The following is a 17,758-nucleotide window of genomic DNA, read 5'->3' on the forward strand; positions in this document are numbered from 1 at the left end:
ATTCCGCTAGACTTGAGCGCCCGATTTTACGCGACTGGCCCGATGAACGCCGAAACCATCCAGCAGCTGATCCAGCAGGGCCTTCCCGGGGCCCGGGTCCAGGTCGAAGGGCCCGACGGCGTCCATTTCGAGGCCACCGTCGTCAGCGACGCGTTCCGCGGCAAGCTGCCGCTGGCCCGCCACCGCCTGGTCTATGCCACCCTGGGCGAGCGCATGGGCGGCGAAATCCACGCGCTTGCGCTGAAGACCCTGACGCCCGAAGAAGCCGGCGCCTGAGCATGCACAAGATCGTGGTCCAGGGCGGCGTGCCGCTGCGCGGCGAGGTCCGCATTTCCGGCGCCAAGAACGCGGTGCTGCCGATCCTGTGCGCGGGACTGCTCGCCGACGGCCCGGTGCTGATCCGCAACGTACCCAACCTGCACGACGTCAAGACCACGCTGCGGCTGCTGGCCGAGCTTGGCGCAGGCATCACCCTCGACGACAGCTTCGACATCCGCATCGATCCGCGCAGCGTGCGCAGCCATGTCGCACCGTACGAACTGGTCAAGACCATGCGCGCCTCGGTGTTGGTGCTGGGGCCGCTGCTGGCGAAACACGGGGCTGCGGAAGTATCCCTGCCCGGCGGCTGCGCGATCGGCTCGCGCCCGGTCGACCAGCACATCAAGGGCATGCAGGCGCTGGGCGCGGATGTAAGCGTCGAGCATGGGTTCATCAAGGCATCCGCGAAGCGCTTGCGTGGCGCGCGGGTGGTGTTCGACATGGTCAGCGTCGGCGCCACCGAGAACGTGCTGATGGCGGCCACGCTCGCCGAAGGCCGCAGCGTGCTCGAGAACGCGGCGATGGAGCCGGAAATCGTCGACCTCGCCGAATGCCTGGTGGCGATGGGGGCCCGGATCGAAGGCGCCGGCAGCGGCCGGATCGTGGTCGAGGGCGTCGAGCGCCTGCACGGCGGGGAACATGCCGTGGTCGCCGACCGGATCGAGACCGGCACCTTCCTTGTCGCCGCGGCGATGACCGGCGGCCGCATCACCGCCACCCACGCGCGCCCGGACACCCTGGACGCCGTGCTCGACAAGCTCAAGGAAGCCGGCGCAGAACTCGACTGCGACGGCGACCGCATCAGCCTGGACATGCACGGGCGCCGCCCGCACGCGGTCAATTTCAGCACCGCGCCGCATCCGGCGTTCCCGACCGACATGCAGGCGCAGTTCATGGCGCTGGACTGCATCGCCGACGGGGTCGGCGTGATCAACGAGACGATCTTCGAGAACCGCTTCATGCACGTGCAGGAACTGCTGCGGCTGGGTGCCGACATCCGCGTCGAAGGCCACACCGCGATCGTGCGTGGCGTCGACAAGCTCGGTGGCGCCCCGGTGATGGCGACCGACCTGCGCGCGTCGGCGTCCTTGATCCTCGCGGGGCTCGTCGCCGAGGGCGAAACCACCATCGATCGCATCTACCACCTGGATCGTGGCTACGAGAACATCGAGGCCAAGCTGTCGGGGCTGGGCGCACGCATCAGGCGCATCGACGGCTGAAGCGGAAAAGCCGCGCGATGCGCGGCTTTCCAGGGTTTGCCCCGCGGCGCGTCAGCGCACGGACTTCAACTGCAGGTCCATCTCGTCCTTGCCGTCCTTGCGCTGCAGGATCCGCGCCGGCACCGGCAGGCCGTCGACCACCCAGATCACGGTCTGCTTGTTGCCGTCGGTGCGCGACACCTTGGTCGCGGGTCGCGGCTTGCCGCCGACCTGGATCGTGTCCTGCCCCGCGATTTCGTAGTTCAGCTGCTTGGCGCGGCCGTCGTCGACCATGTGGTAGTCCAGCGGCCTGCCGGCAGCGACATCGCGCGGGATCGCCAGGTTGACCAGCATCGCGTCGAGGTCGCCGCCGCGCAGCGCCACCGGCCCGGCGCGGTCGGCCTTGACGTCGCCGCTCCAGCGCGCTTCCTTGCGGGTCCAGTCGTAGGTCGCCTTCTTGCTGCTCTTCTTGATCAGCAGCATCGAGGAATCGCTGTTGGACAGCGGCTTCCACTTGCCGCCCTCGGCCTGGAACAGGGTGTTCTGGCTCAACTGGGCGATGGCGCTGTCGATGTCGAGGCTGTACTTCCAGCGATCGCCGCCGGCGGGCGCCAGGACCATCGTGCCGGTGCCATGCAGGCCCATGTAGTTGGCCTGGTAGGTCGCGGTGAAGGGCTTGAGGGCCGCCGGCTGCGCCGCGACCGCGGGCAGCGCCACGCACAGCGCCAGGCATGCGGCGGCGACCGGGCCGCGCTTGCGCGCATGGTGATGGAGCGGGGTGCGGGGGCTAGTCATTGTCATTGCATGGCTTCCTTGTATTCGACCAGGCGCAGGTCGGTGGCGTCGCCGCCGTTTTCGCGCTGCAGGATGCGGATGGGTGTCGGCACGCCGCTGGCGACCCAGACCACGGTCTGGTCGTTGCCGTCTTCGCGGCTGACCCGCATCGCCTCGTAGGACAGGCCGTCGACTTCGATGCCTTCGGTTTCCGGCGCGACCACGTAGGTGTGGTCGCGCGCTCGCCCGCCCTCGACGAAACGGTAGTGCAGGGTCTTGCCGGGGGCGGCGTCGCGGATCAACGCAAGGTCGATCAGCACGCCGCTGAGATCGCCATCGCGCAGGGCGACTGGGCCGCGCCGCGACGGCTTGACGTCGCCGCTCCATCGCGCGCTGCGGGACGCCCAGTCATAAACGCCGGTGCTTGTCCGGTTGGACAGCAGCATGCGCCGCACGGTGCTCTGGCCGAGCGGCCGGTAGCCCTGGCCGTCGCTGTCGAACAGCGTGCTCTGCTGCATCTTCAATCCGGTCATGCGCATCAGGCCGCTGCCCTGCATTCCCAGGTCGATGCGCCAGCGGCCGCCGTCCAGGTTGACCAGCTGCATGGTGGCGTTGCCGAGCTGCCGGCCCTTGTCCAAGACCCGGTAAGTCGCCACGAACGGCGCCAGCGCGGGCCTCGCGGCCGCGGATTCGGCCGGCCCGGATGCCTGCAACTGTTGCGCCAGCGCAAGGCCGGGCAACAGGCAGGCCAGCAATAGGGATCGCGGCAATGTCATGGCTGGGTCGGTTCCGGGTAGCCGGGGGAATCTAAGCGCAGGGGAGTAAACAGCGGATGACCGTCGAGCAGTACCGTTGCGCCGCGTTCAGCGATGCGGCCCGCCACCGCCAACCGCACCACCGCGACCAGCAGCGGATGTTCGGCCCGCAGCACGCGCGCGGCGAGGCGTTCCGGGGTGTCGCCGGGCTGCACCGGCACGCGCGCCTGCGCGATCACGGCGCCGGCGTCGAGTTCGGGCACCACGAAATGCACGCTGGCGCCGTGATCGCGCTCGCCGGCCTGGAGGGCGCGCGCGTGCGTGCGCAGGCCGCGATAGGCCGGCAACAGGGAGGGATGGATGTTGAGCACGCGGCCGCGGAAGCGTTCGACGAAGGCATTGCCGAGGATGCGCAGGTAACCGGCGCAGACGATCCAGTCCGGCTGCACGGCAGCGACCGCATTGGCCAGCTCGGCGTCGAATTCGGCGCGATCGACGTATGCCCTGGCCTCGCGGCCCCAGCGCAGCGACTCGGGCACGCGTTGCAGCGCGGCCGCGTCCGGGCGATCGGAGAACACACCCACGATCCGCGCGTCGGGATCGCCGGCTGCGATCGCATCGAGCAACGCCTGCAGGTTGCTGCCGCGGCCGGACGCAAGCACCGCGATGCGGGGGAAGGGGGACGGCGACATCTACCGGGCCTTTTGCGCCTTGCGCGGCGCCACTGCCGGTAGCGATGCCCGTGGTCGCATCGCGCCGCCGCCCTCAGGCGATGCGGACGCGGGGTTCGCCCGTGGCCGCGACCACTTCGCCGATGCCGCGATGGGCGAGCCCGAGGCGGTCCAGTTCCGCGCCGATCGTGGCCACGGCGCCCGGCGCGACCACCAGCACGAAGCCGATGCCGCAATTGAAGGTGCGCCACATCTCCTCGCGCGGCACCGCGCCCTCGCGTTGCAGCCAGTCGAACACCGGCGGCAGCACGATCGCCGAGGCCGCGATGTCCAGGCCGAGGCCGTCGGGCACCACCCGGATGATGTTCTCCGTCAGGCCGCCGCCGGTGACGTGGGCCATGGCGTGGATCGCGCCTGCGTGCGCGCCGCGCAGCAGTTCGAGCACCGGCTTCACGTACAGCGCGGTCGGCGCCATCAGCGCGTCGACCAGCTGCACGCCGCCGAGGTCGAGGTCGCCCGGGCGGCCGGCGCGGTCGTAGATGCGCCGGATGAGGGAATAGCCGTTGGAGTGCGGGCCGCTGGAAGCGATGCCGAGCAGCACGTCGCCGGCGCGCACCTTGGCGCCATCCAGCAACTGCGACTTCTCGACCGCGCCGACGGTGAAGCCGGCCAGGTCGTATTCGCCCGGCGGATACATGTCCGGCATCTCGGCAGTCTCGCCGCCGATGAGCGCGCAGCCGGCCAGTTCGCAACCGCGGGCGATGCCGCCGACCACGGCGACGGTGGTGTCGACATCGAGCTTGCCGGTGGCGAAGTAGTCGAGGAAGAACAGCGGCTCGGCGCCCTGCACCAGCACGTCGTTGACGCACATGCCGACCAGGTCGATGCCGATGGTGTCGTGGCGGCCGAGCTGCTGCGCCAGCTTCAGCTTGGTGCCGACGCCGTCGGTGCCCGACACCAGCACCGGCTCGCGGTACTTGCCCGACAAGTCGAACAACGCGCCGAAGCCGCCGAGGCCGCCCATCACCTCGGGCCGGAAGCTGCGCTTCACCAGCGGCTTGATGCGTTCGACCACGGCGTTGCCGGCGTCGATGTCGACCCCGGCATCGCGGTAGGTGAGGGGGGTGGGGGCGGCTGGCTTGGACGTGTTCACACGGGATCCGTTGCGCGTTCGTCGGCGCGCGAAGCGGCAATTTTAACAGTGCCGCCGTGGCCAGGGCCCATCATCGGGCCCTGCAATGGACGTACCGGCAAGGGTACGGCACCATTTCGGCTGGTTTGCAGGGCAAGGACGGACGATGCGGCGCACTATCCGGAAGGCGTGGACGGCGGGATGGCTGGCGCTGGCGCTGGCCGGCGGCACGGGGCTGGCCTACGCGCAGCGAGTCGAAGGCGACCGCGCCGCCGCGCAGGGCGTCTACCAGGCAGAGGTCCCGGTCCGCAGCCAGTCCGAAAGCGAGCGCAATGCCGGGTTCGCGCGGGCGCTGGCGCAGGTGCTGGGCAAGCTGTCCGGCGACCGCAGCGCCGCCGGCCGTCCGGGCGTCAGCGACGAACTGCGCCGCGCCAGGGACTACGTCGAGGGCTACGACTACCGCCAGGACGAAGGCGTCTCCGCGACCACCGGCGCGCCGACCTACGACACCACCCTGGTCGTGCGCTTCGACCGGGCCAAGCTCGACGACATCGCCGCCGCGCTTGGCCTGCCGGTCTGGCCGACGCCGCGGCCCAAGCCCGTGCTGTGGCTGGCGATCGACGACGGCAGCGGCCCGAGGCTGGTGGGCCTGGCCAAGGCCGATGCCGCGCGTTCGACCCTGGATCGCGCGATCGAGCGCGGCTATCGCCTCGGCCTGCCATCGGGCAGCGCCGCCGAGCAGGCCGCGGTCGGCGCGATCTGGCGTGGCGACGCCGGCGCCATCGCCCGGATCTCGGCGCACTACAGCCCGCCGATGCAGCTGATCGGCAAGCTCTACCGCGCCAAGGGCGGCTGGGCCGCAGACTGGATCTTCGTCGACCACGGCAAGGTGTTGTCGCGCTGGTCCAGCGACGATGCCAGCGCGCGCCGGACCATGGCCGCCGGCGCCGATGGCGCCGCCGATGCGCTCGTGCGCAGGTATGCCAAGGCCGCGCCTGTCGGTCCCGCGGGGCGGTACGTGGTGCGTTTCACCAACATCCGCGGCAGCCAGGACTACATGCGGCTGTCCGCCTACCTCGACGGCTTGTCCATGGTGCAGGGGATCACGCCGCTGCGGGCGACGCCGCAGGCGCTGGAACTCGAACTGCAACTGGCCACCGGCCTGCGCGGTTTCAGCCGCGTGCTCGATGACGAGCTGCTGGAAGCCGATCCGCTGCAAGTCGACGGCGACGGCGAAGCTTCGACTTTCCGGCTGCGCTGAGGCTGCCTTGGACGACCACGACGCCCACGTGCTGGCCACCTTCCTGCAGCGCCTGCAGTGGGGACTGCTGGCGTTGGCCGTGGCCTGGGTGTTCTGGCTGCTGTCGCCGATCCTGACCCCGTTCGTGCTCGCCGCCCTGCTGGGCTGGCTCGGCGACCCGCTGGTGGACCGGATCCAGCGCGCCGGGCGTTCACGCAATACCGCGGTGATGCTGGTGTTCACGGTGATGGCGTCGATCGTGCTGCTGGGGTTGTTGTTGCTGCTGCCATTGCTGCAGCGGCAGGTCCTGACCCTGGTGGCGTCGCTGCCGCATTACCGCGACTGGTTCGTCGGCACGCTGTTGCCGTGGATCGAGGCGCGGACCGGCCTGCAGCTGGTCGGGTGGCTGGACCCGATGCGACTGATCGAACTGGCGCGGGTGCATTGGGAGCAGGCCGGCGGCGCGGCTTCGACCATGCTCGGCTACCTCTCGCGTTCGGGCTTCGCGTTGCTGGGCTGGGTCGCCAACCTGGTGCTGTTGCCGGTACTGACGTTTTTCTTCCTGCGTGACTGGGACCTGTTCATCGAGCGCATCGCCGCGCTGGTGCCGCGCGACCACGCGGCCACTGCGTCGCGGCTGGCACGCGAATCCAGCGCGGTGCTTGGCGGCTTCCTGCGCGGGCAGTTGCTGGTGATGCTGATCCTGGGCGTGCTGTACGGCATCGGCTTGTTCGCGGTCGGCCTGGACCTGGGGATCCTGATCGGCATCATCGCCGGCCTGCTCACCTTCGTGCCCTACCTGGGCCCGACCACGGTGATCGTGCTCGGTGGCATCGCCGCGATGGTCCAGTTCGGCGACTGGGAGCACATGCTCGGCGTGGTTGCGGTCTGGGGCATCGGGCAGGTGATCGAAAGCTACTGGCTCACGCCGAAGCTGGTCGGCGACCGCATCGGCCTGCATCCGATGGCGGTCATCTTCGCGGTGTTCGCCGGCGGCGCGCTGTTCGGGTTCCTCGGCCTGTTCCTCGCCCTGCCGGTGGCGGCAGTGGCCAACGTGCTGTTGCGTTACGCGCACGAGCGTTACACGCACAGCCGGCTGTATGCCGGCGAGCGCCCGGCGATCCTGCTCGACGAGTTCGTCGATCCCGAGGACCCGGCGGCGGCACGGGACGACGCGTGAGCGAGCCCGTCTCCGGCGCGGCGCGGCAATTGCCGCTGGCGCTGCGTTATCCGCCCGACCAGCGCCTGGACACGTTCATCGCCGCGCCTGCCGGCGCACTGGCGCAATTGCGGGCGATGGCAGAGTCGCCTGCCGGAGATTGGCTGTACCTGTGGGGCCCGGCAGGCGTCGGCAAGACCCACCTCGCGCTCGCCGCCTGCGCCGCGGCCGAAGCCGTGGGCCGGCGCGCCGCCTACCTGCCGTTGCAGGTCGCGGCCGGCCGCCTGCATGCCGCACTCGACGCGCTGGAAGGCAGTGACGTGATCGCGCTCGACGGCCTCGACGCCATCGCCGGCAATCGCGACGACGAAGTCGCGCTGTTCGATTTCCACAACCGGGCGCGCAGCGCCGGGACGGCGTTGATCTATGCCGCGCGGCTCGCGCCCGATGCGCTGCAGCTGTCATTGCCGGACCTGCGTTCGCGGCTGTCGCAATGCGCGCGCCTCGCACTGGCGCCGTTGGACGACGATGGCCGCCGCGCGGTGCTGCGCGAGCGCGCGCAACGGCGCGGGCTGGTGTTCGACGAGGCCGCGCTGGCATGGCTGCTGAAGCGGGTCGGCCGCGACCTCGCCGGACTGGCTGGCCTGCTCGACCGCCTGGATCGCGCTTCGCTTGCCGCGCAACGGCGGCTCACGGTGCCGTTCCTGCGCGGCGTGCTCGGAGCCGATCGATCGCAGGAAGCGGGCTGAACGAGCGGCCGCGGTCGCGCGTGTCGCCAGGCCAGGCGCCCAATCGGGAAGGTTCGCGGCTGGAACCGCTCCCGCGACCGCGCCCGCTAAGGCTGCAACGATGCCTTCAGTTCGGCGTCCAGCTGCGCCAGCCGTTGCGGTGTACCGACATCGGTCCAGCGGCCACGATGGTGGTCGCCGGTGACGCCCGAACCCGCCATCGCCGCGCGCAGCAATGGCGCGAGCTTGAACCGCGGCGGCAACGCGTCGGCGCCAGGCGCCGCGCCGACGACCTCGCGCCAGTCGTCGAGCAGCGACGGCCGGTAGACGCCGATGCCGGCGAACGTGAGCTTCTCCGGGCCATCGGCGGCGACGGTCCCGTCCTTGCGCAGGGCGAAGTCGCCATGCGGGTGTTGCGGCGGATTGTCCACCAGTACCAGGTGCCCGCGGCCCGCGGGATCGCGCGGAAGCCGCGCGAAATCGAAATCGCACCAGACGTCGCCGTTGACCGCGATGAAGGGCGCGTCGTCGCCGCCGGCCAGCAGCGGCAGCGCGTTGTGCATGCCGCCACCGGTTTCCAGCGGCGTGTCGCCCTCGTAGGCGTAGTGCAGGCGCAATCCCCAGTGCGCGCCGTCGCCGAGTACGCGCGGGAATTGCGCCGCCAGCCAGCTGGTGTTGATGACGACGTCGCGCACGCCCAGCGCGGCCAGTTTTTCCAGGTGCCATGCGATCAGCGGCTTGCCGCCGACGGCCAGCAGGGGCTTGGGCGTGGTGTCGGTCAGCGGGCGCATGCGCTCGCCCAGGCCGGCGGCCAGGACCAGCGCCTTCATGCCCGAGTCGCGCCGGAGGCCATCGCGGGCTTGACCGTGTGCTCGATCAACGCCTGCAGCGGCTCGAGTTCGGGATATCGCGGCAGCACGCCGTCGAGGTAGGCGAAAAAGCGCGGCACGTCGGCAAGGTACCTCGGCTTGCCGTCGCGGTGGTTGAGGCGCGCGAAGATGCCGATCACCTTGAGGTGGCGCTGCACGCCGATCCAGTCGGCATCGCGGCGGAAGCGCGGCAGCGGCGGCACCGGCAGGCCGGCGGCGTGCGCACGCGCGTGGTAATGCTCCAGCCAGCCGTCCACGCGCGCCTGCGGCCAGCTCAGGAAGGCGTCCTTGAACAGGCTCAACGGGTCGTACGCGATCGGCCCGCGCACCGCATCCTGGAAGTCCAGCACCGCCAGCCCGCCGGCCACGGGCATCAGGTTGCGCGGCATGAAGTCGCGGTGCACCAGGACTTGCGGCTGCGCCAGCGCGGCGTCCACCAGGCGGCGGTAGGCGAGGTCGAGCGTCTCCAGTGCCGCGCATTCCAGGGCAATGCCCAGGTGTCGGCCCAGGAACCATTCATCGAACAGGCGCAGCTCGCGCGCCAGCAGCGCCTCGTCGTAGGCCGGAAAATCTGCTGGCACGGCGATCGCTTGCAGTTTCAGCAGCTGGTCGATGGCGGCATCGAACATGGCGTCGGCATTGTCGGCGTCGATCGCCTGGAGGCAGGTGTCGGCGCCAAGGTCTTCCAGCAGCAGGAAGCCGCGTTCGATGTCCTGCGCCAATACCCGCGGCACGCGCACGCCGCCCTGCTCGAGCAGGGTGCGGATGCGCAGCCACGGGCGCACGTCTTCCCGGTCCGGTGGGGAATCCATCACGATGCCGCTCGGCTCGTGGCCGGAGGTGCGCCAGTAGCTGCGGAAGCCGGCGTCGGTGGACGCGCGCACGAGCTCGAGCGCGGGATCTGCAAGCGCGTCGCGTGCCCAGCGCAGGCGCTGGCCGGCGCGGATCGGGTCGGATGGCGTGGATGGCTGCATGCGTGCTCCGGCGCGCGGTCGCCGCGGGCCTACAGGGTAAACTGGGCTTCATGTGACAGGGAGATGCTCGTGGCGAAATTGCAACCCGTGCTGTTGTCGGGAGGTTCCGGTACCCGGCTGTGGCCGCTGTCGCGCGAGGCCTATCCCAAGCAGTTCCTGCCGCTGGTCGGGCAGGACACCATGCTGCAGGCGACCTGGCGCCGGGTGGCCGGGCTGGCCGATGCCGCGCCGATCGTGGTGGCGGGCGAGGAGCACCGGTTCCTGGTCGCCGAGCAACTGCGCCAGGCCGGCGCGCCGGCGCCGGCGATCGTGCTCGAACCGGTCGGCCGCAACACCGCGCCGGCAATCGCCGCGGCCGCGTTGCAGGCCACCGCTGACGGCGACGATCCGCTGTTGCTGGTATTGCCATCCGACCACGTTGTCGCCGATGCCGACGCTTTCCGAGCGGCCGTGCGCGTGGCCAGCGCCGCGGCGGAGCGGGGCGCGCTGGTGACCTTCGGGATCGTGCCGACCGCGCCGGAGACCGGCTTTGGTTACATCCAGGCAGATGCAGGCGGTGGCGATGGCGTCACCAAGGTCGTGCGCTTCGTCGAGAAGCCCGACGCCGCGACCGCGCAGGCGTACCTGGCCACGGGCGGCTATTACTGGAACAGCGGCATGTTCCTGTTCCGTGCCTCGCGCTACCTGGCCGAACTCGAACGCCTGCGCCCGGACATCCTCGCCGCCACCCGCGCCGCGTTCGCGGCGGCCAGGCGCGACGGCGACTTCATCCGCCTCGACAAGGAGGCGTTCGCAGCCTGTCCGTCGCAGTCGATCGACTATGCGGTCATGGAGGCCACCGATGCGGCGATGGTGTTGCCGGTGGACATCGGCTGGAACGATGTCGGCTCGTGGTCGGCGCTGTGGGACGTGGCGGCGCGCGACGCCGACGGCAATGCCCACCATGGCGACGTGATCGCGGTCGACAGCCGCAACAGCTACGCGTACGCGCGGCGGCTGGTGGCGCTGGTGGGTGTCGACGACGTGGTCGTGGTCGAAACCGACGACGCCGTGCTGGTCGCGCGCAAGGACAAGGTACAGAAGGTCAAGGACGTGGTCGCGCTGCTGAAACAGGAGCAGCGCAGCCAGGCCGCGCTGCACCGCGAGGTGCACCGGCCCTGGGGCAGCTACGATTCGGTCGACCAGGGCGCGCGCTTCCAGGTCAAGCGGATCAAGGTCAAGCCCGGCGCGCAGTTGTCGCTCCAGTCGCACACGCAGCGCGCAGAGCACTGGATCGTGGTCAGCGGCACCGCGCGGGTGACCCGCGACAACGATGTGTTCGAGCTGCACGCCAACCAGTCGACCTACATCCCGATCGGGGCGAAGCATCGGCTGGAGAACCCGGGCACCGAGGTGCTGGAGCTGATCGAGGTGCAGTCCGGCGACTATCTCGGCGAAGACGACATCGTCCGCTACGAGGATGCGTACGGACGCAGCTGACGACTGGTTGCGTCTGGCCGCTGGAAAACGGGCCCGCGTCTGGATGAAGGAAAAACGCCCCGCGAAGCGGGGCGTTCCGTGTTGCGTGGCGGCCCGGTTCAGGCGGCCTTTGGGGTTTTCTTGCGGACCATCCCGTAGACGAACAGCAGCAGGACGGCGCAGGCGATGGAGACGGCGAAGCCGAGGAACCTGTTGCCGATGCCGAGCGCGCCGCTGACGTAGCTGCCGATCCAGGCACCGACGACGCCGAGCAGGATCGTGAGGATCCATCCCATCGGGTCGGCGCCCGGTTTGAAGAAACGCGCCAATACGCCGATCACGGCGCCGATCAGGATCGTGTAGAGGATGCCACCCATGCTGTTCCCTCCGGTCAGTAGTGTGGGTACCGCGGTTGCATCCTAGCAGCCGACTACCGGTCCGGACGCTGTCAGGTACCGGGCTTCTCCTTGCGCCGGAACAGGCCGCCGAGGAGCGACAGCGCGAAGCTGCCCGCCAGCGCGGCGAGGAAGCGCGAACCCGGCCCCGGCAGGCCGATGCCCAGTGCCCCCGCCACCGCCACGCCCAGCACCGCGCCGGCGACGCCGAACAATGCGGTTGACCACAGGCCGATGCTGCGCTGGTTGCTGGTGGCGAAGCGGACAAGGAATCCGGCGAACAAGCCGATCACCACCAGCGCGACCCAGCCGTCGCCGAGGCGATCGAACAACTGCATGAACTGGACGAACTCGATCGGGCCGTCGGTCATGGCAGGTTCCTCAGCAGCAACCGTGGTCGCCGCGTTCCGTGGCGCCGGCGACGATTGCGGCACCCGTGGTCTCGCCGCGCACGCTGGCGGCGTGGTGTTCGGCGATCACCCGCGCCACCGATGCGGTCACCTTCTTGCCCATCGGGATGTGCAGGAATTCGTTCGGGCCGTGCGCGTTGGAGTGCGGTCCGAGTACGCCGGTAATCATGAACTGCGCGCCGGGGAACTTTTCGCCGAGCATGCCCATGAACGGGATCGAGCCGCCTTCGCCCATGTACATCGCCGGCGCGCCGAAGAACTCGTGGCTGGCGGCGTCGATCGCCTGCTCCAGCCAGGGCGCCATCGCCGGTGCGTTCCAGCCGGCCGAGGCTTTTTCCAGCTCCAGCGTGACCTGTGCGCCGTTGGGAGGGTCGCGCAGCAGCGTTTCCTTCAGCAACTCCCCGGCACGCTTGCCGTCCAGGGTGGGCGGCAAGCGCAGCGAGAGCTTCACCGCCGTATGCGGGCGCAGCACGTTGCCGGCCGATGCCAGTGGCGGAATGCCGTCGACGCCCGTCACCGACAGCGCCGGGCGCCAGGTGCGGTTGAGCACCAGCTCGGTGAGGTCGTCGGTCATCGGTGTCATTCCGGGCAGGAACGGGAACTTGTCGAAGACCGCGTCGCCGAGCACGTCGGCCACCTTGCGCGCCTGCGCCAGGCGGTCCGCGGGAACGTCGGCCTGCAGGCCCTCGAGCAGGATGCGACCGCTGGCCTCGTCCTCGATCCGCGACAGCAGTTGCCGCAGCAGGCGGAAGCTCGACGGCACGATCCCGGAGGCATCGCCCGAATGCACGCCTTCCTCCAGCACCTTGACCGTGAGGTTGCCCCCGGCCAGGCCGCGCAGCGAGGTAGTGCACCACAGCTGGTCGTAGTTGCCGCAGCCCGAGTCCAGGCACACCACCAGCGACGGTTGGCCGATGCGGTCGGCGAGGTGGTCGACATACGCAGGGAGGTCGTAACTGCCCGATTCCTCGCACGCCTCGATCAGGATCACGCAGCGCGCATGCGGCGCACCCTGGTCCTGCAGCGCCTGGATCGCGGCCAGAGAACCGAAGATCGCGTAACCGTCATCGGCCCCGCCGCGGCCGTAGAGGCGGTCGCCCTTGAGCACCGGCTGCCAGGGGCCCAAGCCGTCGTCCCACCCGGTCATTTCCGGTTGCTTGTCGAGGTGGCCGTAGAGCAGCACGCAGTCCGCGCCGGTGTCCGCGCCCGTCGCCGGGACTTCGAGGTAGATCAGCGGGGTGCGGCCTTCCAGGCGCACGACTTCCACCACCAGCCCGGGGATCGCCTGCGCCTTGGCCCAGCGCTCCATCAAGGCGACCGCCGCGTCCATGTGGCCGTGTTCGACCCACTGGCTGTCGAACATCGGCGACTTGTTGGGGATGCGGATGTATTCGACGAGTTGGGGAACGATGTCCTCGTCCCACTTCCCGGCGACGAAGCGGTCGATCTTGCTGGCGTCCATGAATGGCCTTGCCTGATGGGATGGGTGGATTCTACGCCGCGCTGCCGTGTAGGACTTTTCCGACACCGCGATGCGGCATCCACCGGCTTCGCCGTGGCACATCCAGCGATACGGTGTGGCCATGGCGATGCGGACACTGTGTCCACCGGCGGCGCAGCCAGCCGGGAAGGAAACGGAAGCCCACACCACCCAAGGAGATCCGCCATGAACGTCTTCGCCACCGCCCTCAAGTCGCTCGCCCTGACCTTGCTGCTGGCCACCAGCGCCTTTGCCGCCGACCGGGTCAACATCAATACCGCCGATGCCGCCGCCATCGACCAGGCCCTGCTCAACGTCGGCCCGGCCAAGGCCGAAGCCATCGTCGCCTACCGCAAGGCCCACGGCAGCTTCAAGAGCGCCGAACAGCTCGCGCTGGTCAAGGGCATCGGCCTGAAGACGGTTGAGAAGAACCGCGACCGCATCAGCCTGGGCAGCACCGCGCCGGCGCGCAAGCCGGCCGCCAAGAGCGTCGCCAAGCGCTGAGCGCAAACCGTGGCCGCGCAGGGATGCGCGGTCGCAGGCAGGGGCTGGATGCCCCAACGGAACCGGCAGGACGCCGATACAGGGACGTAACGTCGCCAGCCCGCACAGGACGTGCGCGCTGGCGGCGGCTTTGGCGCGTGCGGCCGCTACACTTGGCCCATGTCGGCCTCGCATGTAATCCCCGCCAATGAATACCGGCGCGAGCGCTGGAAGAACGGCGCGGGTTGGACCCGCGAGATCCATGCGCATCCGGCGACGGCGCCCGCCCGGGGCTGGGACTGGCGCCTGTCGATCGCCGAGATCGAGGACGATGCGCCGTTCTCGGCCTTTCCCGGCGTGGACCGCGAGCTGGTCCTGCTCAGCGGCAACGGCCTGCGCCTGCGTTTCGAAGACGGGGCCCTGCATGCGCTGCTGCCGCCGCACGACCGGCTGCGTTTCCCCGGCGAGCGCGCAGTGGCCGGCGAACTGATCGACGGACCGACCCAGGATTTCAACCTGATGTGGCGGCGCGACACGATCGACGCGCAGCTGTGGCACCGGCCACTGGTCGGGCCGATGGTGGTGTTCGTCGAACCGGGCGAAACCTGGGCGCTCCATCTGATCGCCGGCCAGGCGCATTTTGCCGACGCCTCCGGGCTGCCGGACCTGGCCGCCGGCGATACCGCGTTGTTGCAGGCCGGCGAAGCGCGGCAGCGGCACGTGCTCGATGGCGGGGGCGAGTTGCTGGTCGCCAGGCTCTCGCAGCGGCGCTAGCGCGGGGCGATCAGGCCAGCGCCGGCCACGACACCGCCGCCAACACCAGCAGCGACACGCCGAACACGCTCATCGCCATCTGTCTCAGGCTGCGACCGCGCGCCCATAGCCACAGCCCCGAGAGGCCGAGCAGCAGCATCGCCAGCGCGAAGCTGTCGGCCAACAGCACCCAGGCCAAGCCGCCTCCCACGGCCTTGTGCAGGCGGTTGAGTGCCGCCAGCCAGGTTTGCCGGTTGTGCTTGACCTCGGCAGTAGCGTCGCCCGGCTGGTACTGCAGCGCCCACGAGGCGCGCGCGTTGCCGCCCGACAGGCTCCATTGCCCGGGCGCGCCTTCGGACGCGCCGCGCGGCGCGCCCTTGCGGATCGATTGCGCATCCAGGCCCCGTGCCTGCAGCAGCCACTTCGACAGGTCCTCGGCGGAACCACGCGCCTGGGCCGGGATCTCGAGCACGACGCGCCCGGCGTCGATGCTGTCGCCCTGCGGCCACGGGTTCTCGCCGAAGCGGTGGTTCATCACCAGGCCGGTGAAACCGTACACGATTGCCGCCAGCGCGCCCCAGGCACCGATCCACAGATGCAGCTGCCGGAGCATGCGGTGGATGCGCTGGCCATTGCGCGCGCGCGGGACGTGGTTCATGCGGATGCCTGGAGGCTGGTGCGGATGGCGGCGCCGGCCGTCGGGCAGGCAGCGTGTAGCCGGTCAGTAGTGGAAATTCAGCGTCAACCACGCGCTACGCGGGGCGCCCGGGCTGATGTTGTCGTTGTTGTGGGCGCTGGCGAAATAGCGCTTGTTGGTGATGTTCTCGATGTTGAGCTGCAGTTGCAGCGACGGATCCAGGGTCCAGTACAGCGCGGCATCGAAGCGGGTGAAGGCGGGCACCGTCACCTGGTTGTCGATGTTGGCGAAGATCGCGCCGCGGTGGACGATGCCGAGGCCGGCTCCGAACGCCGGGTTGAAGTCGTAGCGATTCCACAGCGACGCCGAGTGTCCTGGCAGTTGCGCCAGCCGGTTGCCGGCCAGGGCGCTGGGCGATTGCGTGCTGGTGAGCTCTCCGGACTGGTACGCATAGCCACCCATCAGCTGCCAGGCCTGGGTGATGCGGCCGGCGATGCCGAGTTCGACGCCCTTGGTGGTCTGGCCGTCGACCAGGATCATGGCGGTGGGGTCGGCCGGGTCCACCACCGCGACGTTGCCGCGGTCGAGGCGGTACATGGCGATGCTGGCGGACAGGTCGGGGCGCAGGTCCCACTTGGCGCCGATCTCGCGGTTGCGGAAGGTCTCCGGATCCAGGGCCGCACTGCTTGCGCGCAGCGAAGACAGCTGGTCGCCGGCGCGCGGCTGGTAGGCGATGCTGTAGCTGGCATACAGCGAGACGGCATCGACCGGCTTGTAGACCAGGCCGGCGCGCGGCGACAGCAGGCCGTCGTCGCTGCGCAGGATTTCCCCGCTGCGGTTGTCGCGCAGCTCGACCCGGAAGTCGTCGTAACGCAGGCCGACGATCGCCTGCCAGCGCGGCGAGAGTTCGATCTGGTCCTGCAGGTAGACCGCGGCGACCTTGGCCACGCCGTGGTTGTCGGCATCGTCTTCGTCCTGGCGGAACTGGACCGGCGCGGCGGCGGTGGGATGATCCAGCGGCACCTGCATGCTGGTGGCGGTGCTGCCGGGCGCGCCGAAGTAGCCGGTCATGCGCAGGTTGTCGGTGACTTGCCGTCCGGACTCGGCACCGGCGAGCAGGGTGTGTTCGATCGTGCCGGTGGACGCATGCCAGGTCAGGTCGGTCTGGTTGAACAGGTTCCTGCGCGTGGTCGCGTTGTTGTAGGCGGCCAGCGCCACCGTCTGCGTCGCCGCGTCAACCTCGCGGGGGAAGACGTTCTGGTAGAACTTGTCGTAGTCCGCCAGGCGCAGGTGGTTGCGCAGGCTGGCACCGCCGTCGAACGCATGCTCGAGCACGATGTCGAACGCATCGACCGTCGCCTGCACCGGGCTCTGCGCGGGATCGCCGAAGAAGACGGACGGATCGACGTCGAGCGGGCGCCCGCCCAGCGACGGCACGCCGCGATCGGCGACGCGCTCGTCATGGAAGCGCTCGTACGACGCCTGCAGGCTGGTGCGCCCGCCCAGGTCGATGCCGAACGTCGGGTTGATGCCGTAACGCTCGAGCTGGAAGCCGTCGCGGAAGCTTTCGGAATCCTCATAGACCGCGTTGAGGCGGAAGCCGGCGTCCTGGCCGACGCCGGTGCCGTAATCGAGCGTGCCGCGACGGCGGTTGCCCGAGCCCAGCTGCAGGCTGCCGGCGCGGTGGCTGGCGCCATCGGCCTGCCGGGTGACCCGGTTGATGACGCCGCCGCTGCCGCCACGGCCGAAGATCATGGCGTTCGGGCCCTTGAGCGCCTCCACGCGCTCGACGTTGTAGACGTCGCGGATGTACTGCACGTCGTCGCGGACGCCGTCGACGAAGAAGTCGCCGGTGGTGCTGTTGCCGCGCAGCACCGGGGTGTCGCGGTTGCCCTCGCCCTGCGCGGTGCCGACGCCGGGCATGTAGCGCAGGGTATCGACCAGGCTGGTCATGGCCTGGTCGGCGATGAGCTTGTCGGTGACCACGGTCACCGCCTGTGGCACGTCCAGCAGGTCGGTATCGGTCTTGGTGGCGCCGCGGGTCTTGCGGGCCTGGTAGTCGGGCAGGTAGCGCTGGCCGACCACGGTCACGCCGCCCAGGTCCTGGGGCTGGTCGCCGGTGGCGTGGGTGGCGTCGCCGGGGTCGTCGCCGGCTGCGGCCGCGAACGCCGGCGCGGACAGCGCCAGGGCGAGGGAAAGGGCGAGGGGGGAGCGGGACGACAGCACACGCGACCGGGGCAGGCAGGCCATGGAAATCCTCAGGAGCAATGGGGGTGCGGCACGAGTCCTGCCGCGTCGCCGCGCATGCTAATGAGAACGATTC

The 17,758-nt window shown here is 69.9% G+C and carries 19 protein-coding genes; 8 read left to right on the plus strand and 11 right to left on the minus strand.

From position 1 onward, the window contains the following. The first annotated feature begins 42 nt into the window (after positions 1 to 42). Positions 43 to 276 carry a BolA family protein gene (locus MQC88_RS07645; RefSeq protein WP_243320727.1) on the plus strand — a complete coding sequence of 78 codons (234 nt, stop codon included), beginning with the start codon at positions 43 to 45 and terminating at the stop codon, positions 274 to 276. A gap of 2 nt (positions 277 to 278) precedes the next feature. Continuing rightward, a complete protein-coding gene (gene murA, locus MQC88_RS07650) occupies positions 279 to 1,538 on the plus strand; it encodes a UDP-N-acetylglucosamine 1-carboxyvinyltransferase (protein ID WP_243320730.1) in 1,260 nt (419 codons plus the stop codon). A 51-nt stretch (positions 1,539 to 1,589) separates the two neighbouring features. Here murA and MQC88_RS07655 read toward each other — a convergent pair whose 3' ends face one another. The 4 genes from MQC88_RS07655 to purM form a co-directional block, all read right to left on the minus strand. Beyond that, positions 1,590 to 2,312 carry a DUF3108 domain-containing protein gene (locus tag MQC88_RS07655; RefSeq protein ID WP_243320731.1) on the minus strand — a complete coding sequence of 241 codons (723 nt, stop codon included), beginning with the start codon at positions 2,310 to 2,312 and terminating at the stop codon, positions 1,590 to 1,592. 2 nt (positions 2,313 to 2,314) lie between these two features. Continuing rightward, positions 2,315 to 3,067, minus strand: coding sequence for a DUF3108 domain-containing protein (locus MQC88_RS07660; protein WP_243320734.1), 753 nt, complete (start codon positions 3,065 to 3,067; stop codon positions 2,315 to 2,317). Continuing rightward, complete coding sequence (gene purN, locus MQC88_RS07665; protein ID WP_243320736.1) at positions 3,064 to 3,738, minus strand: phosphoribosylglycinamide formyltransferase; 675 nt, start codon at positions 3,736 to 3,738, stop codon at positions 3,064 to 3,066. The genes MQC88_RS07660 and purN overlap by 4 nt, the downstream gene beginning before the upstream one ends. Positions 3,739 to 3,811: 73 nt before the next feature. Continuing rightward, on the minus strand, positions 3,812 to 4,870 hold the full coding sequence (purM, locus tag MQC88_RS07670) for a phosphoribosylformylglycinamidine cyclo-ligase (protein ID WP_243320738.1): 1,059 nt from the start codon (positions 4,868 to 4,870) through the stop codon (positions 3,812 to 3,814). 145 nt (positions 4,871 to 5,015) lie between these two features. Here purM and MQC88_RS07675 point away from each other — a divergent pair, with 145 nt between their 5' ends. Genes MQC88_RS07675 through hda form a run of 3 tightly spaced genes read left to right on the plus strand, consistent with a single transcriptional unit; the run spans position 5,016 to position 7,997 of the window. Beyond that, positions 5,016 to 6,110, plus strand: coding sequence for a DUF2066 domain-containing protein (locus MQC88_RS07675; RefSeq protein WP_243320740.1), 1,095 nt, complete (start codon positions 5,016 to 5,018; stop codon positions 6,108 to 6,110). Positions 6,111 to 6,117: 7 nt separating this feature from the next. Further along, entirely contained in the window at positions 6,118 to 7,269 is a 1,152-nt protein-coding gene (locus MQC88_RS07680) for an AI-2E family transporter (protein WP_243320742.1), read from the plus strand. Then, entirely contained in the window at positions 7,266 to 7,997 is a 732-nt protein-coding gene (hda, locus tag MQC88_RS07685; RefSeq protein ID WP_243320744.1) for a DnaA regulatory inactivator Hda, read from the plus strand. Before MQC88_RS07680 ends, hda begins: the two co-directional genes overlap by 4 nt. 86 nt (positions 7,998 to 8,083) lie before the next feature. Here hda and murU read toward each other — a convergent pair whose 3' ends face one another. Both murU and MQC88_RS07695 read right to left on the minus strand, forming a co-directional pair. Then, complete coding sequence (murU, locus tag MQC88_RS07690; RefSeq protein WP_243320746.1) at positions 8,084 to 8,806, minus strand: N-acetylmuramate alpha-1-phosphate uridylyltransferase MurU; 723 nt, start codon at positions 8,804 to 8,806, stop codon at positions 8,084 to 8,086. After that, positions 8,803 to 9,819: an aminoglycoside phosphotransferase family protein gene (locus MQC88_RS07695; RefSeq protein ID WP_243320747.1), complete on the minus strand. Its 1,017-nt coding sequence runs from the start codon at positions 9,817 to 9,819 to the stop codon at positions 8,803 to 8,805. Before MQC88_RS07695 ends, murU begins: the two co-directional genes overlap by 4 nt. Positions 9,820 to 9,882: 63 nt before the next feature. Between MQC88_RS07695 and MQC88_RS07700 the strand changes: the two genes are divergently transcribed. Beyond that, positions 9,883 to 11,298 carry a mannose-1-phosphate guanylyltransferase/mannose-6-phosphate isomerase gene (locus MQC88_RS07700; protein ID WP_243320749.1) on the plus strand — a complete coding sequence of 472 codons (1,416 nt, stop codon included), beginning with the start codon at positions 9,883 to 9,885 and terminating at the stop codon, positions 11,296 to 11,298. A gap of 98 nt (positions 11,299 to 11,396) precedes the next feature. On the opposite strand, the gene MQC88_RS07705 is transcribed toward MQC88_RS07700, so the two are convergent. The 3 genes from MQC88_RS07705 to MQC88_RS07715 form a co-directional block, all read right to left on the minus strand. Then, a complete protein-coding gene (locus MQC88_RS07705; RefSeq protein WP_243320751.1) occupies positions 11,397 to 11,654 on the minus strand; it encodes a GlsB/YeaQ/YmgE family stress response membrane protein in 258 nt (85 codons plus the stop codon). Between the two features lie 71 nt (positions 11,655 to 11,725). Continuing rightward, positions 11,726 to 12,043, minus strand: coding sequence for a GlsB/YeaQ/YmgE family stress response membrane protein (locus MQC88_RS07710; RefSeq protein ID WP_243320753.1), 318 nt, complete (start codon positions 12,041 to 12,043; stop codon positions 11,726 to 11,728). 10 nt (positions 12,044 to 12,053) lie between these two features. Next, on the minus strand, positions 12,054 to 13,544 hold the full coding sequence (locus MQC88_RS07715) for a M20 family metallopeptidase (protein WP_243320755.1): 1,491 nt from the start codon (positions 13,542 to 13,544) through the stop codon (positions 12,054 to 12,056). A gap of 204 nt (positions 13,545 to 13,748) precedes the next feature. Between MQC88_RS07715 and MQC88_RS07720 the strand changes: the two genes are divergently transcribed. Both MQC88_RS07720 and MQC88_RS07725 read left to right on the plus strand, forming a co-directional pair. Next, positions 13,749 to 14,066, plus strand: coding sequence for a ComEA family DNA-binding protein (locus MQC88_RS07720; protein ID WP_243320757.1), 318 nt, complete (start codon positions 13,749 to 13,751; stop codon positions 14,064 to 14,066). A 159-nt stretch (positions 14,067 to 14,225) separates the two neighbouring features. Next, the gene (locus MQC88_RS07725) at positions 14,226 to 14,819 is read left to right on the plus strand and encodes a HutD/Ves family protein (protein ID WP_243320759.1); all 594 of its coding nucleotides are present in this window, start codon (positions 14,226 to 14,228) and stop codon (positions 14,817 to 14,819) included. Between the two features lie 10 nt (positions 14,820 to 14,829). Here MQC88_RS07725 and MQC88_RS07730 read toward each other — a convergent pair whose 3' ends face one another. Beyond that, positions 14,830 to 15,456 (minus strand): PepSY-associated TM helix domain-containing protein, encoded by a 627-nt coding sequence (locus MQC88_RS07730; RefSeq protein ID WP_243320761.1) that lies wholly within the window; start codon positions 15,454 to 15,456, stop codon positions 14,830 to 14,832. A gap of 63 nt (positions 15,457 to 15,519) precedes the next feature. After that, a complete protein-coding gene (locus MQC88_RS07735) occupies positions 15,520 to 17,685 on the minus strand; it encodes a TonB-dependent receptor (protein ID WP_243320763.1) in 2,166 nt (721 codons plus the stop codon). Positions 17,686 to 17,758: the final 73 nt, after the last annotated feature.

Source organism: Cognatiluteimonas sedimenti, assembly GCF_022808325.1.
Classification (GTDB): Bacteria; Pseudomonadota; Gammaproteobacteria; order Xanthomonadales; family Xanthomonadaceae; genus Cognatiluteimonas; species Cognatiluteimonas sedimenti.